The organism is Cryobacterium sp. Y82 (assembly GCF_002929495.1).
GTDB classification, from domain to species: Bacteria; Actinomycetota; Actinomycetes; order Actinomycetales; family Microbacteriaceae; genus Cryobacterium; species Cryobacterium serini.
Window position 1 is genome coordinate 79612 of the sequence record NZ_PJJJ01000036.1, and the last position, 16826, is coordinate 96437.

A 16826-nucleotide genomic window follows, 5' to 3' on the forward strand; every position below is an offset into this window, starting at 1 on the left:
ATGGCGACGATTCTCGTCATCGGCAGCGGCCTCGGCGGGCTGCTTGCCGCCGTGCGGGCAGCGGATGCCGGCCACCGGGTCGTGCTCGTCACCAAGTCGGTTCTGCCTGAAAGCAATACCCGGTACGCGCAGGGCGGCATCGCCGCTGCCCTGTTTCGCGACGACTCGGTCGACTCGCACGTGCTCGACACGCTGCGCGCCGGCGCAGGACTCTGCGACCCGGCCGCCGTGCGGGTGCTCTGTGCGGAAGGTCCGGCGCGGGTGCGCGACCTCATTCGTTTCGGGGTGGACTTCGACCGGGATGAATCCGGTGTGGCCCGCGGCCTTGAAGCGGCTCACTCCCGCTCACGGGTCGTGCACGCCGGCGGTGACGCAACCGGCGCAGCGGTCGAAGCCGCGCTCGTAGCCACTGTTCGACGCCGAGCTGCGATCGAGGTGCACGAGCACACGATGCTCGTCGATCTGATTCTCGACCGGGACAACGTGGTCGGAGCCCGGGTGCTCGGCCCCAACGGCGTGCAACTCTCGCTGACCGCCGACGCCGTAATTCTGGCCACCGGCGGCGCCGGCGCGCTGTACACGCACACCACCAATCCCGTAGTCGCGACCGGCGACGGGGTGGCTGCGGCGTATAGAGCCGGGGCATCCGTCGCCGATGTGGAGTTTTATCAGTTTCACCCGACCGCCCTCGCGGTACCGGGCACTCCGCTGGTGTCTGAGGCGGTGCGCGGCGAGGGCGCTGTGTTGCGCGATCAGCTCGGCCAGCGCTTCATGCTCGCCGAGCACCCCGACGCTGAACTCGCGCCGCGCGACGTCGTCGCCCGCGCCATCGCCCGCCAGATGGAACGTCAAAACGGTGCCCCGGTGCTGCTCGATGCGACCGCACTCGGCCGCGACCTGCTGGAAACCCGATTCCCAACGATCACGGCCGCCTGCCGGGCGGCGGGGCTGGATTGGGCAGTCGATCCAATTCCCGTGGCGCCGGCCGCGCACTACTGGATGGGCGGCGTCGAAACGGATACCTGGGCTCGCACCAGTCTGCCCGGACTCTTCGCCGTCGGCGAAGTGGCTCGCACGGGAGCGCACGGCGCCAACCGGCTCGCCTCCAACTCGCTGCTCGAGGCCGCCGTGTTCGCGGACCGCGCCGTGCGCGCGCTGGGGCAACCGTGGCCGATTCGCACGCACACCACCCCAACCCAGATCTTCGACGCGACCCAACCCGCGGATCTTTACCGTCCGATGGTCGAGACGGCGCAACTGCCGGCCGATCTCAAAACGCTGATCAATCGCACACAATTGCAGCGACTGCTCTGGGATTGTGCCGGCGTACACCGTTCCGGTACCGGCTTGAGAGGCGCCGCCGCCATACTCGGCGACTGGTCCTCACCACCCGCCACCAGCACGTCGGTCGCCGCCCTCGAAGACCGCAACCTGCTGGACCTCGCCCGGCTGCTCGTGGCCGCCGCCCTAGCCCGCGAAGAGTCCCGCGGCGCACACTTCCGTGCGGACTTCTCCGAAACCCGGGTCGAACTGGCCTGGTCCCGCTCGCAATCACTCGAACTCGTTCCGGCCAAGGAGGCCATCGCATGCTGACCCAACACTCCATCGATCTCGTCGTGCAGGCCGCCCTCGACGAAGACGCCCCCTGGGGCGACCTCACCTCGGCCGTGCTCATTCCCCAGGACGCCGTCGCGACGGCCAAACTTGAAGCGCGCGAACCCGGCGTGTTCAGCGGCGGTGCCGTGTTCGCCGCGGCCTTTCGCTTGACCGACCCCCGCATCGAGGTGCACCAGTTCGTCACCGACGGCGATCGGTTCGAGAGCGGCGACACGCTCGCCGAGGTGACCGGCCCGGCCCGCGGCATCCTGCAGGCTGAGCGCATCGGACTCAACTTCGTGCAGCGGATGAGCGGAATCGCCACCCTCACCGCCCAGTACGTCGCCGAGACGGCCGGCACACACGCCCGCATCGTCGACACCCGCAAGACCACCCCCGGCTTGCGCGCTCTCGAACGCGCAGCCGTGCGCGATGGCGGCGGGCACAACCATCGGTTCAGCCTCTCCGACACCGTCATGGCCAAGGATAATCACCTCGCCGTGCTGGCGGCCGGTCCACTCGGCCTCACCGAAGCACTGCTGGAAGTGCGCGCCCGCCTCTCCCACACCACCCATTTCGAGGTGGAGGTCGACCGACTGGACCAGATTGACGACGTGCTCGCGGCCGGTATCGACACGATCATGCTCGACAATTTCGGCCCGGAGGATCTGCTTAAAGGTGTGCAGCAGATCGCCGGGCGGGCGATCGTCGAGGCCAGCGGCGGCGTGTCGCTGGGGACGGTGCGCGAGATTGCCGCATCCGGTGTCGATGTCATCTCGGTCGGCGCGCTCACGCACAGCGTGCACTCTCTCGACCTCGGCCTGGACATCGCCATCCGGGTGAACGCTCCGGCAGGGTTTGCCCTTTCGAACCCATGATTTATCTGGACAATGCCGCGACGACACCGGTGCGCCGCGAGGCACTCGAAGCAATGTGGCCGCAGCTCAACGGGTTCGGCAACCCGTCGAGCCACCATCAGGTTGGTGAGGCCGCCGCCGCCGCGCTGCTGGAGGCGCGCCGCAGCGTCGCCCGGTCGCTCGGCTGCCGCCCCGGCGAGGTCGTTTTCACGAGCGGCGGCACCGAAAGCGACAACCTCGCCATCAAGGGAATCGCCCTCGGCGCCCCGCGCGGCCGCCACATCGTGACCACTTCGATCGAGCACGAAGCCGTACTCGAATCCTGTGACTACCTGCGCCGCCTGCACGGTTTTCAGATCACCCTGTTGCCGGTGGATGCTGCCGGCCGCGTCGCCCCAGAGGCCCTCGCCCGCGCTGTGCGCCCCGACACCACGTTGATCTCGGTGCACTACGCCAACAACGAGGTGGGCACCGTGCAGCCGCTGGTCGAACTGGCTGCTGTCGCGCGCGCTGCCGGCGTGCCCATCCACACCGACGCTGTGCAGGCCGGCGGCTGGCTCGACCTGGACGTCAGCACGCTCGGCGTCGACGCGCTGAGCATCTCCGGACACAAACTAGGCGCTCCCCCCGGAATCGGAGCGGTCTTTCTGCGCGGACGCCTCCCCATCGAACCGCTGCTGCACGGTGGCGGCCAGGAGCGCGGCAAGCGCAGCGGCACCGAGAACGTTGCCGGCGCCCTCGCCCTGGCTGCGGCCCTCCGCCTGGCTGGCGCGGAACGAACTGACGTGGCCCGGATCACAAGCACCCTCCGCGACGAGTTCATCGGTACCGTGCTGCGCGAGACACCCTCAGCCCGGCTCACCGGCCATCCGACCCAACGGCTGCCAGGCACCGCGTCGTTTGTCTTTCCCGGCACGAGCGGCGAGGCGGTGCTTCTTGAGCTTGAACAGCGCGGCATCGTGTGCTCCAGCGGCTCCGCCTGCGCGGCCGGCAGCAGCGAGCCCTCGCACGTGCTCACCGCCATGGGACTGCCCGCCGACCTGGCTCAAACGGCGGTGCGGTTCACGCTGGGTGCTGGTACGACGGCGGCGGAGACAGCTGAGGCAGCCGCATCCGTTCGCGCCGCTGTCGCCGCGGTGGCGCGCCTCGGCGCGTGAAGTCTGTGCTGCGGCTGGGACAGCCGCTGAAAGCTTGACTTTCGCATTCAAAGAACAAAACTGGCACCATAAGCCAGCACTCCTTTGTTGGGGGTACTCGTGATGGGCCCGATGGAACGCCGCTGATCATTCTCGCCGACGGCCGACGTGGCGCATTCACTCAGCGAGGAGCTACCCCTCGTGTCACGTTCGCAACATCACAGTATTTTTGCTCCTGAATATGCCCAGCCGGGCGGCTCTGTCATTCGCGCCAGTTCTCTTTTGGCCGCCGCCGTAATGATTTTCTGTTCGCTCGCCGCTCCCCTCCCGGCGTCTGCAAGTGCTACTGCGGTGCCGGTTTCGACGGCGGTACGGTTGACGAACGCCCTCGCTCGGGCCCAATGCGACTGGAAACCCGATTGGTATCTATGGAAACAACTCCATCAGCAGTTCAACGATCGTCGCGAATGGTCGGTACGGTATCGACGTTATGGGCGCACTGTGTCGGGTACGGGACCGAGCGGTATCGACGTCTCCCGCGCGGAGGGGACGATCAGCGCCGACAATGATCTCGACGGATGGAGAAGCACGAAACCGCTGGATGTCATACTACGGAGCATTTTTCAGCCGCTCACTGTCATAGCTCAGCCTGGGACTTCTGGTACTCATCACCGCCGGTACGGGCATTCGACGCAAGCGCACGGAAATCGTGCATCCGTACGCCAATCTGGCTCCAATGAGTAGCCTGACCTTGGCGTGGTCGATGCTGCCGACCTCGATCCAACCCGTACCGTCCCCGCTTCCGCCGCAGAACCGAAATATGGTGCACACCACACCGAACAACTCCAGAAGCACTCACCGCGATCGTTCGGACCTGACGAAATGGAACTTTCTACGTGAAACAGCTGCTCACGACTCGACCCTGGCTGGCCTTGTGCTGCGTTTCTGGGCGGAGCCTTAGTCATCGGGCTCGTCTGGGCGTCGGTTGCCGGGGGCGCAGGGCGGGGCTGTCTCCCTCGGTCCAACGTCGACCGCAGGCGCGTCCTCCGCTCCGTCCTCTGCCCCAACCCCCAGACCCACCGTCTCCGCGCGACCACGGACCGACGCCGGCTGCGCCCGCGCCACGACCGAGGTTGCATCCGCTGAAGAATTGAACTCGGCACTCATCGATGCCGCTCCCGGCGATCTAATCATGCTGGCCGCCGGAAACTACCAGGGCAACTTCGTCGCGTCGACCTCGGGCACCATTGAAGAGCCGATCACGCTGTGAGGCGGATCCGACAGCGTTCTCGACGGCGGTGATCCGATGAACGGCTACGTCTTGCACCTTGACGGCGCCCAGTACTGGAACCTGTTGGGCTTTTCCATTACCAACGGGCAGAAGGGGGTGATGGCCGACGGAACCGTTGAATCCACCTTCCGCGGCCTGAACGTGTCGACGATCGGCGACGAGGCCATCCACCTGCAACGGTTCAGCACCGACAATCTGATTGTCGAGAATACCGTATTCGACACGGGGCTGTGTAAACCGAAATTCGGCGAAGGAGTCTATATCGGCACCGCCGAGAGCAATTGGTGCGACATCAGCGGATGCTTGCCGGATCGCAGCGATCGCAATACCGTGAGCGGCAATACGTTCTCGCAGACCACGGCGGAAGGCGTCGATGTGAAGGAAGGCACGAGCAACGGAATTGTCAGCAATAACACGTTCGACGGGTCATCTCTGAGCGAAGCCGACTCATAGATGGACATTAAGGGCAACGGCTGGGTCGTCGATTTCAACCTGGGGAATTCGCTGCGGGATGGTTTTCAGACCCATGAGATCATCGAGGGCTGGGGCAAGGACAATGTCTTTCGCAACAACACCGCCGCAGTGAACGGGCCGGGCTTCGGTTATTCGCTCACGCCAGAGCTGACCAATCGCGTCGAGTGCAGCAACACCGCGACCGGTGCTGCCGAGGGCGTTTCGAACGTAGCGTGCGAGGGCCCATGGCGTCGAAAGCATAACCTGACGTCGTCATGACAATAAGCCAAACCTCTTCGCTTGTCAGTCAAGAGCTCAGGTGACCGCGCAGTGAGAGAAGACCGGGTCAATGAGGATGCTCATAGACCTGAAAAGATCCGGCCCTATTCCCTGTACTTTCAAGTTTCACAGTCCTGAAGAACTGACTCCCGAAGACTTCATCAGCGGTCGTCCCGCACCCGACATATTTACAAGAAGTTTTTTCCAGCCGGCTTGAGCAGGTCCTGACGCGTTCTGGCTTGACGGTACGCCGGGAAATCTGACCAACTTGACATGCCCATCGCGCCGCACCTCGCCTGCAAATGACTCTTCATCCCCATTGGGGTGCGACCATCCCCAATCGCGCCATCGCGTGTGCACACTCGCCTCAAAGGAGAGAGATCCACCGTGACGGCTACCGTCCCACAAATTCGCACGGAGAAGGGGCTGGCGCGTGTGGCCCAGTCTCTGGCAGGTTGGACTCAGAAATGGTTTCCGGATGTGTATATCTTCGCCCTCGTCGGTGTACTCTCGTGGCCGTCGCCGCCCTGGCTAATGGTTCAAGCCCGCAGATCATCGTCGATTCTTTCGGCAACGGCTTTTGGGACCTGACGGCGTTCACCCTGCAAATGGCTATGGTCGTCTTGACCGGGTACGTCGTGGCGACGTCCCGACCGGTGGCTCGGCTGATCGATACGCTTGCGGCTGTGTCCCAGTCCGCCGCGACGGCAGTGAGTTTTGTGGCGTTCCTGTCCAAGCTGTGTCCAAGGCTGTTCCTGCCACTGCCGGAATCCTGGTTCAGTTTCCGCTTTACGCGGCCATGGCTGCAATTCTGACCCGGGCAGTCGGAAATGGGGGCATGACCGTCTCGAAGCACCTGGCCGAATTCTTTACCAGCGTCGGTGGTGGCGGCGGCTTCACAGTAATTGTCGCGCTGTACACGGTCATCCTGGGAATCTTCGTGCCTTCGGACGGTGGTAAATGGTTGGTGGAAGCACCGTATGTCATGCAATCGGCCACAGATGTTCAGATGAACCTGGGCTGGACGGTGCAGGTTTACAACGTGGCCGAGGCATTGCCCAACCTCATCAACCCGTTCTTCATGCTGCCCCTGCTCGCCGTCCTCGGCCTCAGGGCACGAGATCTCGTGGGATTCACGTTTCTGCAGTTCATGTTCCACCTGCCGGTGGTATTGCTTCTGGTCTGGCTGCTCGGACGAACCTTCGAGTTCGTGGCACCGGTCATCCCCTAGTGCGCCGACAGGATGAGCGGGGAGAATTCCTGATGGGCTCCTCGCTGCCTGACTGAATTCGGGCACGAAAAAGCCCCCGGAACCAAGGGTTCCGGGGGCATCTGTTGCGGGGGCAGGATTTGAACCTACGACCTCTGGGTTATGAGCCCAGCGAGCTACCGAACTGCTCCACCCCGCGCTACAAGTACAAATTTAGCACACCCTGAAAGCGCGGTCGACCACTTTGGGTCGGTATCGCAAACTCGTGCCCAAATTAGCGTCGAAAAACGATTCTCTAAAGGCATCAAACACCACCGGGCCGAATAACCGCAAGCCCCCACCCGAGACGGGTGAGGGCTTGCAGGGGGGCGTACGGCACGCCGTGCGATAGTTCTTGCGGGTAAAGCTATTCGCCGAGCAGGGCGAGCATGCTCGCGATCGTCTCGGAGAGTTTGGCGTCCGCGGTGCCGTAGTCGGCGAAGTTGCCGGCGGCGAGCGCGGTTGCCTTATCGGCGAGCGCCGTCTTGGCGACGGCGAGCAGCGACTTGAGTTGGGCATCCGTTGCCGCGTTGCCGGTCGATCCGGTCGGCACGTCCGCACCGCCGGTAGCGCCATCAGTCGCTGGGTCGGTCGGTGCAGCGCCGTTGTTCGTCGTGGCGTCGTCTGGCACGTCGGTGTCACCGGCAGTCGCACCCGAGTCACCGCCGAACAGAACGTCGAGGGCACCGTCGAGGGTGTCTTCAAACGCGATCTGGTCACCGAAGGCCACGAGCACCTTCTGCAGCAGCGGATAGCTGGTCTCACCGGTGGACTTCACGTACACCGGCTGCACGTACAGCAGCCCGCCACCGACCGGGAGGGTCAGCAGGTTACCGTTGAGAACGGTCGATGACCCCTGCCGCAGTAGGTTGAGTTCGGTTGACACGGTCGGGTCTGCGTTGAAGACGTTTTGCACCTGGCCGGGGCCGGGGACGGTGCCGTCCTTGGGCAGGTTGAGCAGTCTGAGCTGTCCATACCCGTCGGCCCGCACGCCGTCTTCAGCACCAGCATCAGCGTCTACGGCGAGGTAACCATAAAGCACGTTACGGCTGGACTCACCGGTCGCTTCCGGCTGGAAAGTTGTATACAGCGAGAATGACGGCTTGTCCGATCCGGGCACCTGCATGGTGAGGTAGTAAGGCGGCTGCAGGGTGGGGTTTGTCGCCGGAGAATCCGGGTCGTTGGGTGAGATCCAAGCGTCGTCTTTGGAGTAGAACGACCCGGGGTCGGTCACGTGATACTGGCCGAGAATGGCGCGCTGCACCTTGAACAGGTCGGCCGGGTAGCGCACGTGGCTCATGAGGTCGCCGCTCATCTCGCTCATGGGCTTGAGCGTCGAGGGGAAGATCTTCTGCCAGGTCTGCAGGAGGGGTTCTTCGTCGTCCCAGGCATAGAGGGTGACTTCACCGCTGTAGGCGTCGACGGTGGCTTTGACCGAGTTGCGCATGTAGTTGATGCTGTCGAGGGCGTACGGCTGCGGTGGTGTCTGCGTGTCGGCGATAGCCTCACTCAGGCTCACCGGCGTCGAGTAGGGGTAGTTGGCCGAGGTCGTGTACCCGTCAACGATCCAGACGACCCGATTATCCACGACGGAGGGGTAGGCGTCGGAGTCCAGCGTCAGGTACGGCGCCACTTTCTGCACGCGGGTGACCGGGTCACGATCGTAGAGAATCTCCGACTGGTCGTTGACCGAGGAGGCCAGGAAGATCTGCTCGGACTGGAACTTCAGCGCATAGATGAGTTTCTTGAATGCATTGTCGAGTTTCGGTCCGCCGTCTCCGGAGAACGTCGTGTACGTCTGGCCAGCGCCCTCTGCGCCCGAGGGATAGTCCAGTTCGATCGGGTTGGCGCCGTCTTCATCACCGACGATCGAGTACTCGGGCGAGGTTTCGCCGAAGTAGATGCGCGGTTCGAAGTCACCGAGCGCGCCGCTTGTTGGGATGCCCGATTCGAGGAACACCGGCTGCCCATCGACCGAGCGTTGGTTGCCGTAGGCGGCAACTACTCCGTAGCCGTGGGTGTAGACGGTCTTCGAGTTGACCCAAGTGTTACCGGTATTCAGACCATCGATGTTGAGGTCGCGCACTGCAACAACGGTGTCCTGAGACACTCCGTCGATCACGTAGCGGTCGACATTGAGGTTGTCGGGGAACTGGTAGTACTGGCGGAACTGCTCGAGCTGACGGAACGAGTCACTGACCAGGGCCGGGTCGAGAATACGAATGTTCGCGGTCGTCGCGGCATCAGCACGCAGGGCTCCCGGCTCAGCGGTGGTCTTCGCGTTGTACGGAATCTCCTCAATGTCGGCCACATCATAGGCATCCCGGGTGAGATCGATATTGCGCTCGATGTAGTCGGCTTCGAGCGCCTTCGCGTTCGGCTCCACCTGGAAACGCTCGACGACCCAGGGGTAGAGCGAGCCGATCAGCAGGCTCGACACGATGAGCAGCGCGGTGCCGATGACCGGCAGGCGCCAGCGGCCGATGATGGCCGTGAGGATGAAGAGCAGGGCGACGACGGCGGCGATACCGGCAAGAATGGCTCGGCCGGGGATGGTGGCGTTCACGTCGGTGTAGCCAGCGCCGGTGATGAGCGAACCCTGGTTGGTCAGGGTGGAGTACTGGTCGAACCAGATGCTCACGGCCTGCAACAGCAGATACACGCCCGCCGTGACGGCGATCTGCACGCGGGCAGCCTTGGAGATGAGCACCTCGCGGCCGGATACCCGGATGGACCCGTACAGGTAGCTGGTCGCGACCGTGACGAGGGCGGAGATGAGTACGACAGCGGATGCGAAGGCGAGCACGGCCTGGTAAAACGGCAGATCCATCAGGTAGAAGGAAATGTCAAAGCCGAACTGCGGGTCAACGCGCCCAGTCTCGGTGCGGTTGAGCCACATGAGCACGGTCTGCCAGCGGGTGGCGGCAGCCACACCGGCGAATAGGCCCAGAAGGGCGGGGATTCCGTACATCGCGAGGCGACGCAGCGGCTCGATGACCTGCTGGTAGCGATCGAGCTGCGAGTTGAGCTTCGCGTACACCGGGCGCAGGCGATAAGCCAGCTGGATGCTCACCCAGACCGGCACGGCCATGGCGACAAACCCGATCAGGAAGAGCACCGAACCGGCGATCCACTGGGTGGTCAGCACATTGAGGAACCCGAGTTGGTCGAACCACAAGACATCGGTGTACAGTCCGGCAAAGATAAAGAACAGGATCACCAACCCCGCGATAATTGCTGCGGTAATTGCTAGCGGGGCTCGGCTGCGCCGGGGGGCGTTGTCGGCTGCTGATGAACTCACGTATTGGCCTCTTGCGCTCAGTCATTAGGAACAGGGTGATCATAAACCGCGTGATCAGGGTCGACCCCTATCCTACTTAAGTACCCCTGAGAGAGTCATCATTACCGGGCCGCCTTAAGTTTTTCCTTCGTCGCTAGCGCGTTGGACAGGTCGGGACCTCGCTCGTGTCGCCGGTCTTGATCGCGTCGAGGGCGGCCAGTGCCTCATCGAGGGTGGCAACGGAGAACACGGTCAGGCCGTCGGGGATATTGCCGGTCACTTCGTCGCAGTTCTCGGCAGGAGCCAGAAACCAGCTCGCTTCATTCTCGACGGCGCCGTATAGCTTCTGCTGAATGCCGCCGATCGGGCCAACCGTGCCGGACTGATCGATCGTGCCGGTACCGGCCACGTTTTCGCCGCCTTGCAGCTCTCCAGGGGTGAGTTTGTCGATGATTCCGAGCGCGAACATCATGCCGGCGCTCGGTCCGCCCACCTTATCGAGTTGAATCTGCACCTCGAACGGAAAGTCGTAAGCGACTGAGACGTTGACCCCGGCCACGACCGTGCCGGCGCTGTCAATCGGGGTGACCTCCACGGTCTGGGCTACGCCGCCTCGCACAATATCAAGACTGGCCGCCGTCTCGGCGCCGTTGATCTGCAACGCGGCACGCAGTTCCGCAACGTTGACAACCGGCGTCCCGTTCACTGCGGAGATCTGATCTCCGGGTTCGATCACATCCTCGGCCGGAGAGCCATCGGGCAGGCTCACCACCGAGACCGTCGTTGGGTAGTCGTAGCCGAGATGAGTCAGGGCCGCGGCGATGGCATCCTGTTGGGAATTGATCATGTCGGCGCTGGAGCGCGCATCCCGCTGTTCGGTGCTGACATCGGCGGGAAAGACCCGATCGATGGGGAGAACGGCCTCACTCGGGTCGAGCCATGCTCCGGCGACACTGAGCCAGCTCGGGCGGTTCTCCCGGTTGCCGAGCAGGGACACCGTGAGCAGGTCCAGCGTGCCCTTGGTCGGGTAGACCGTTTCACCCGGGATGGTGATGAGAGCGGTCTCGACGTCGTTTTCATCGGTGGCGGAACCGAGGGTGTTGTAGACCGGTCCGGGTTTCTCGATGACGTAGGGGGCCGGCATGATGCCGAGAATCACCCCGGCGACGAGAGCGATCAACAACGCCGTCCAGCCGATCGAGGGGCGGCGACGCCGTGCACCCTGGGGGGCCGGTGAGTCATTGGTGAAGAGAGCCACCGTGCTCCTTTTGTGTTGGTTCGTGCCAAGTTCCAGGCCGTGTTCGCGACGGGCGCATAGCAAGCCCTTCAGCCTAGGACATTTCCCAGCCCTGAGCGGGCTTCTCGCACTAGCGTAGAAGCATGCAACTGAGAGGGGCCTGAAGTGGCCGACGACTCCCTACCCCCGAACGATCAGAACCCGGGCGAGCCTAGTGACGAGTTCCGTGACATGCTGCGCGACATTCTGAGCGGCAAGAGCGGCATCGACCCAAGCCAGCTCGCCAACGCGGCCGGCCTGCCCAGCGATCCGGCCAGCGTGGCCGCACTCATGCAACAGCTTCAAGGTGCTATGAACTCCCAGGGCACCGGCGTGGACTGGCAGATTGCGCTCACGCAGGGTCAGCAGCGAGCGGCTAACGGCCAGCTTACGGCCACCGACGAGCAGCAGACCCAACTGCGCCAAGCTTTTCACATCGCGGCCCTCTGGCTCGATGACGTTATCTCCGTGGCTGAACTTACCGTTGACCCCCGGCTGATGACCCGCCGGGAATGGGTCACCGCGACTATGCCGCTCTGGACGCAGCTAGCCGAGCCCGTCGCCACGAGCATCTCCGACTCGCTCACCCGGGTGTTCGCCGAACAGGTGCCAGAAGAGATGCAGGGCCTGGTGGCCAACGCGAGCCAGCTCGTGCGCAGCATCGGCGGAACCCTGTTCGCGATGCAGCTCGGCCAGGTCGTCGGGCAGCTGGCCAGCGAGGTCGTCAGCGGCGGCGACGTCGGGATTCCGCTGCTCGGCGAACAGCAGGCTGCTCTGCTCCCCCAGAACGTCGCCGACTTCGGCGCCGGCCTCGACGTTGCCGCCGACCAGGTGCAGATCTATCTGGCCGTGCGTGAGATTGCCCACGCCCGACTGTTTCGTCACGCCCGCTGGCTGCGCCTGCACCTGACCAGCGCGGTCACAGCGTATGCGCGCGGTATCAGCATCGACTCCAGCCGGCTCGAAGAACTCGCTGGGAGCTTCGACCCCTCCAACCCGGAAGACCTGCGTCAGGCCATGGTGGATGGTTCGCTCATCCAGCAGAAGTCCGAGTCGCAGATCTCGGCCCTGTCCCGCCTCGAAACGATGCTCGCCCTGGTCGAAGGCTGGGTCGACGTCGTCACCGCGCGCGCCACGATCAGGCTGCCCAAAGCCGATGCCATCGCCGAGACGGTCAAACGCCGCCGGGCTTCCGGCGGTCCGGCCGAATCCGCTTTCGCGACTCTCGTCGGTCTTGAGCTGCGCCCGCGCCGGCTGCGGGAGGCCGCAGCGATGTGGCAGGCCGTGACGGATGCCGTCGGCAGCGAAGCGCGCGACGCCCTCTGGTCGCACCCCGACCTGCTGCCCACCGAGCAGGACATCGATGATCCTCAAAAGTTGATCGCCCGCCTCACGAGCGCGGCGCGAGGCGAGCCGGAGGTGCTTGACGACGTCGACCAGGCCCTTGCGGATCTGCTGCGCGATGACGGCGCCGAGCGCCCGCACGAGGAGTAGAGGCGCGCAACGTTGCCACAACCTTTGCTGACCTATCGTCGTTCAACGGACGAAATGTCCCAATCGAAGGCCTGCCGGCGGGAAACTTTTTCCGCGCCGATCTTCGACATCGTGCTGAAGGGTCTTACCATCCGCGGTTCCCTCGCGGGTACCCGTCAGGACATGGAAGAAGCCTTGCAGTTCTGCGCCCGCGGCCAGATTCATCCCACGGTCTCCGAACGTCGCCTCGACGACGTCAATGAGGTACTCGACGAGATGAAGCACGGCAAGATCGACGGCCGCGTGGTTATCCGCTACTGATAATCAGGTGCGGGCGGCGTTAGTGTCGAATCCCAATATCCGCGCGTAACCGCCCGCACCTTCGCCCCGATAACGTGCCTGTGGAGAACTTATCCAGCCGGGGTGATGTGCGTCATCATGTCGGCATGGCTCTTCGACTGAATCCTCGGTACCCCCTGGTGTGGCGCACACCGGATTGTGTACAACTCGGCATCGACCACGCCGTTGTCACGATCGGCGGGCTCACGCTCGCTCACGAGGCAGTGCTGTCAGCCCTCGCCGCGGGGGTGCATCGATCAGGTGCGATGCTGCTGGGAACGCTGGCCGGAGCATCCGCTGCCGAGGTAACGCGCCTGCTCGAACTGCTTGAGCCGGCGCTGCTGTACGTATCAGACGATGCGCAACCCCCGGTCACGCCGCTGCCCCGCACCGTGCTCGTCGATGGCATTGGAACGACCGCTTTTCGCGTGCGCACCCTGCTGGCCAACCTCGGAATCGAGGAGCCGCTACCCGGCAATGAACCAGAACTGGCAGTGTTGGTCGGACAGTACGTCTTCTCACCGGAGCGCCACGGGCGCTGGCTACGCCGCGACATTCCCCACCTGCCGGTGGTGTTCAGCGACAGCTCCGCGCGGGTGGGCCCCATGGTCGAACCGGGCCTCGGGCCCTGCCTGACCTGTCTCGAACTCGCGCACGTTGACGACGATTCGGCCTGGCCGGCCATGGCCTGCCAGCTCGCTCAACGGCAGGCTCCAAGCGAAACACCCCGGTTGAGCTTTGAGGTCGCCGCCCGGGTAGCCGGGCTCGTGCAGGATCGCCTGGAAACGGGGCGGTCAGCCGTGTTCGCCCGGTCTTTGCGCATTGACGCCGTCTCCGGCAGGGTTACGCGGAGCGAGCACCGGCTCCACGAGCGGTGCGGCTGCCAAGCTCTTGCAGAAATCGAGACCGTTCCCGAGGCGCACGAGCCTGCACTCCGGAGGACGACCAGCTGAGCGCTAGCCGCCTGCGGGCCCGCGTGATACCGACGTAGAGCAGTCGGCGCTCCTCGTCTATCTGGTCGAAAGTGCTCGCATAGCTGATCGGCACCAGACCTTCGCTCAGGCCGACCACGAACACGACATCCCACTCGAGGCCCTTAGCCGAGTGCATGGTGGCCAGTGTCACCGCCGAGACGGTCGGTTCATGCTGGCCGGCCTGACGCTCCATCAGCTCGTCGGTAAACTGACGAAAGGTCGTTCCGGCGGCGGCCTGGTCGACCAGGCCCATCAGAGCATTGAGCGATTCCCACCGAGCCTGAACTGCGCCGCGTGTCTCGGGAGCGGTCTGGCTCCAGCCGAGGGACCGCAGCACGTCGCTGACCGATTTGAACAGCGGTTCCCCGATGATGGAAACGGATGCTGCGCGCAGGCTCATCACCGCCTGCTTCACCTCGGGCAGGTCGAAGAACCGTTTGGCGCCGCGAATCTGGTAGCTCACTCCCACCTCGGTCAGCGCTGTTTCCAGCAGTGCCGCCTGCACGTTGACCCGAAACAGTACGGCGATGTCTTCGGGCTTGGTACCGGTGCCGATGAGCTGCACAATCTGCTCCGCAACACCGCGCGCCTCGGCCATATCGGAGGCATACCCGCGCACCGACGGATCAGGACCGGTGTCGGATTGTGCAGCGTGCAGGGTCAGCGCGCCGGAACGGCCGCGCATGAGCTGGTTCGCAGTAGCAACGATGGGCGCGGTCGACCGGTAGTTCTGCTCGAGCCGCACCACTGTGGCATCCTCGTAGTGTTTGGGAAAGTCGAGCAGGTAGTCGCTGCGGGCACCGGCGAAGGAGTAAATGGTCTGGCTGGCGTCGCCGACGACGCAGAGATCGCGGCGGTCGCCGAGCCAGAGCGCCAGCAGGTCGTGCTGCAGCGGGGAGACGTCCTGATATTCGTCAACGACGAAGAACCGGTACTGCTCACGCACCTGCAGGGCGACGGACGGTTCGGCCTCGATCATGCCGGCCATGGCGAGCAGCACGTCTTCAAAGTCGATCTGCTTCCGATCGTCTTTGAGCTTCTCGTAGGTCTGTTGCAGGGCGACGACCTGGTCGACGTCGAGCCGTCCGGGCAGGCTGCGGCGGGCGATGCCGGCCGCATACTGCTCGATGCTCAGACCGCTGGTCTTGCGCCACTCCACCTCAGCCGCAAGGTCTCGCAGGGTGGCCGTGTCGATTTTAAGGTGCAGGGCCTCGGCAGCGTGCCCGAGAATGCGGCCCTTACCGTCGAGGATGCGCGGTGCCTGCCCGCCGACGACGTGCGGCCAGAAGTAGTTCAGTTGAGACAACGCGGCGGCGTGAAAGGTGCGGGCGGCCACCCCACCGGCACCGAGCTGCCGCAGGCGGCCACGGAGTTCGGCCGCCGACCGGCTCGTGAAGGTGAGCGCCATGACCCGGTTCGGGGCATAGGCGCCGGTAAGCACGCCGAGGGCGATGCGGTGCGTGATGGCGCGGGTTTTGCCGGTTCCGGCGCCGGCGAGCATGCAGACCGGGCCGATCAGCGCTTCGGCGGCAATGCGCTGTTGTTCATCGAGGCCGTTCAGCAGCGAGTGGGCGGTCACCGTCACGGGCGGATCAGTTCCGTCGCGGCCGGCAACGCAGCTCCGAGCCAGCGTTCGATCATGGCGTGCGCGATTGAAGACGGGCCGGGCAGCAGCATCCACGCGCCCGCATCGAGCAGCTCTTGCCGGCTGAACCAGCACAGCGCCAAAATCTCGGCGCCGTCGGGCTGCAGATCACTTGCCTGCTGGTCGTCGGCGAGTCGAGCGGTGAACCCGCACATGATGGAGGCCGGGAACGGCCACGGCTGCGAGCCGACGTAGGCCGGATCGGTGACCCGCAGGCCGGATTCTTCGAACATTTCGCGGATCACGGCCGATTCCAGGGCTTCGCCGGGTTCGACGAATCCGGCGAGCAGCGAGTAGCGGTTGTTCTCCCACATTGCGTTGGAGCCGAGCAGAAGGCGATCGTCGGCATCGGTAATGAGCACGATGACGGCGGGATCGGTGCGAGGAAAGACCTGGCTGTTGTCCACCGGGCAGCGACGCACCCAACCGCCCTCCTCGACCACGGTTGCAGCGCCACAGCGGGGGCAGTGCGCGTGCGAGGCGTGCCAGTTGAGCACACCGAGGGCCTCGGTGAACAAACCGGCGTCACGGTCACCCAGCACGGTCGCGACCGTTCGAAGGTTCACCCACCGGCTCTCGTCGGGCTCCAGCCGGGCCGCAGCGTCGTCATCGAGCTGCGCAGCGACAATGCGGGTACCGGTCGGCTCGGGCAAGCCGGTTGGCAGGGACCGGCCGAGGTAGACGCGCAAGCCGGGGTTCTGGCGACTCATCGCCACGCGCGCCGGAGGCAGCAGGGCCAGGTGCACGGCGCTGGTCGAGTCGTTTGGCGCGAGCAGTATCTTGCCGTGCCAGACCGGCAGAACGCGAGTCGCAGAATCCGCCCAGAGCTGATCGAACAGCCCGGGAATGCTGCGGCTCAGGTGGTCTCGGTCGACCGCGTGGCGAGACAGCGGTAACCGCGTCGTGAAAGTGAACGACATGGTAATCTCCGAGCTCTGCGAGAACGTGGGTGTGGAGGCGTGGCGAACAACCACGCAA

At 64.5% G+C, this 16826-nt stretch carries 14 protein-coding genes, 1 tRNA gene and 1 pseudogene; 11 read left to right on the plus strand and 5 right to left on the minus strand.

Annotated features, from left to right (window positions below):
• The 8 genes from nadB to CXY70_RS18385 all read left to right on the plus strand — a co-directional run bounded on the left by nadB (position 1) and on the right by CXY70_RS18385 (position 6843).
• Positions 1–1593, plus strand: coding sequence for an L-aspartate oxidase (gene nadB / locus CXY70_RS13940; protein WP_104192951.1), 1593 nt, complete (start codon positions 1–3; stop codon positions 1591–1593).
• The gene (gene nadC, locus CXY70_RS13945) at positions 1587–2474 is read left to right on the plus strand and encodes a carboxylating nicotinate-nucleotide diphosphorylase (protein ID WP_104192952.1); all 888 of its coding nucleotides are present in this window, start codon (positions 1587–1589) and stop codon (positions 2472–2474) included. Before nadB ends, nadC begins: the two co-directional genes overlap by 7 nt.
• The gene (locus CXY70_RS13950) at positions 2471–3610 is read left to right on the plus strand and encodes a cysteine desulfurase family protein (protein ID WP_104192953.1); all 1140 of its coding nucleotides are present in this window, start codon (positions 2471–2473) and stop codon (positions 3608–3610) included. The genes nadC and CXY70_RS13950 overlap by 4 nt, the downstream gene beginning before the upstream one ends.
• Before the next feature lie 964 nt (positions 3611–4574).
• Positions 4575–4859: a hypothetical protein gene (locus CXY70_RS17605; protein WP_146066140.1), complete on the plus strand. Its 285-nt coding sequence runs from the start codon at positions 4575–4577 to the stop codon at positions 4857–4859.
• A 36-nt stretch (positions 4860–4895) separates the two neighbouring features.
• Complete coding sequence (locus CXY70_RS13960; RefSeq protein ID WP_104192955.1) at positions 4896–5333, plus strand: right-handed parallel beta-helix repeat-containing protein; 438 nt, start codon at positions 4896–4898, stop codon at positions 5331–5333.
• A complete protein-coding gene (locus CXY70_RS13965; RefSeq protein WP_104192956.1) occupies positions 5334–5612 on the plus strand; it encodes a hypothetical protein in 279 nt (92 codons plus the stop codon). It begins immediately after the preceding gene.
• A 512-nt stretch (positions 5613–6124) separates the two neighbouring features.
• Positions 6125–6427: a TIGR00366 family protein gene (locus CXY70_RS18380; protein ID WP_233205943.1), complete on the plus strand. Its 303-nt coding sequence runs from the start codon at positions 6125–6127 to the stop codon at positions 6425–6427.
• The gene (locus CXY70_RS18385; protein WP_233205944.1) at positions 6352–6843 is read left to right on the plus strand and encodes a TIGR00366 family protein; all 492 of its coding nucleotides are present in this window, start codon (positions 6352–6354) and stop codon (positions 6841–6843) included. The genes CXY70_RS18380 and CXY70_RS18385 overlap by 76 nt, the downstream gene beginning before the upstream one ends.
• A 104-nt stretch (positions 6844–6947) precedes the next feature.
• Here CXY70_RS18385 and CXY70_RS13975 read toward each other — a convergent pair.
• The 3 genes from CXY70_RS13975 to CXY70_RS13985 all read right to left on the minus strand — a co-directional run bounded on the left by CXY70_RS13975 (position 6948) and on the right by CXY70_RS13985 (position 11399).
• Positions 6948–7021, minus strand: a tRNA-Met gene (locus CXY70_RS13975).
• Between the two features lie 207 nt (positions 7022–7228).
• Positions 7229–10162: a UPF0182 family protein gene (locus tag CXY70_RS13980; RefSeq protein WP_199183447.1), complete on the minus strand. Its 2934-nt coding sequence runs from the start codon at positions 10160–10162 to the stop codon at positions 7229–7231.
• A 133-nt stretch (positions 10163–10295) separates the two neighbouring features.
• Positions 10296–11399, minus strand: coding sequence for a PDZ domain-containing protein (locus CXY70_RS13985; RefSeq protein ID WP_104192957.1), 1104 nt, complete (start codon positions 11397–11399; stop codon positions 10296–10298).
• Between the two features lie 210 nt (positions 11400–11609).
• Here CXY70_RS13985 and CXY70_RS13990 point away from each other — a divergent pair, with 210 nt between their 5' ends.
• The 3 genes and pseudogenes from CXY70_RS13990 (at position 11610) to CXY70_RS14000 (ending at position 14182) form a co-directional block, all read left to right on the plus strand.
• On the plus strand, positions 11610–12911 hold the full coding sequence (locus CXY70_RS13990; RefSeq protein ID WP_104192958.1) for a zinc-dependent metalloprotease: 1302 nt from the start codon (positions 11610–11612) through the stop codon (positions 12909–12911).
• Positions 12912–12976: 65 nt separating this feature from the next.
• Positions 12977–13211 (plus strand): annotated as a pseudogene (locus tag CXY70_RS13995) (zinc-dependent alcohol dehydrogenase); the annotation flags it as partial.
• A gap of 125 nt (positions 13212–13336) precedes the next feature.
• Complete coding sequence (locus tag CXY70_RS14000) at positions 13337–14182, plus strand: hypothetical protein (protein WP_146066141.1); 846 nt, start codon at positions 13337–13339, stop codon at positions 14180–14182.
• Here the strand turns inward: CXY70_RS14000 and CXY70_RS14005 are convergent.
• Positions 14073–15788, minus strand: a complete 1716-nt coding sequence (locus CXY70_RS14005; protein WP_369852646.1) for an ATP-dependent helicase — start codon at positions 15786–15788, stop codon at positions 14073–14075. The two genes, CXY70_RS14000 and CXY70_RS14005, sit on opposite strands and share 110 nt — an antisense overlap.
• Complete coding sequence (nudC, locus tag CXY70_RS14010) at positions 15785–16768, minus strand: NAD(+) diphosphatase (RefSeq protein ID WP_104192960.1); 984 nt, start codon at positions 16766–16768, stop codon at positions 15785–15787. The genes CXY70_RS14005 and nudC overlap by 4 nt, the downstream gene beginning before the upstream one ends.
• Positions 16769–16826: the final 58 nt, after the last annotated feature.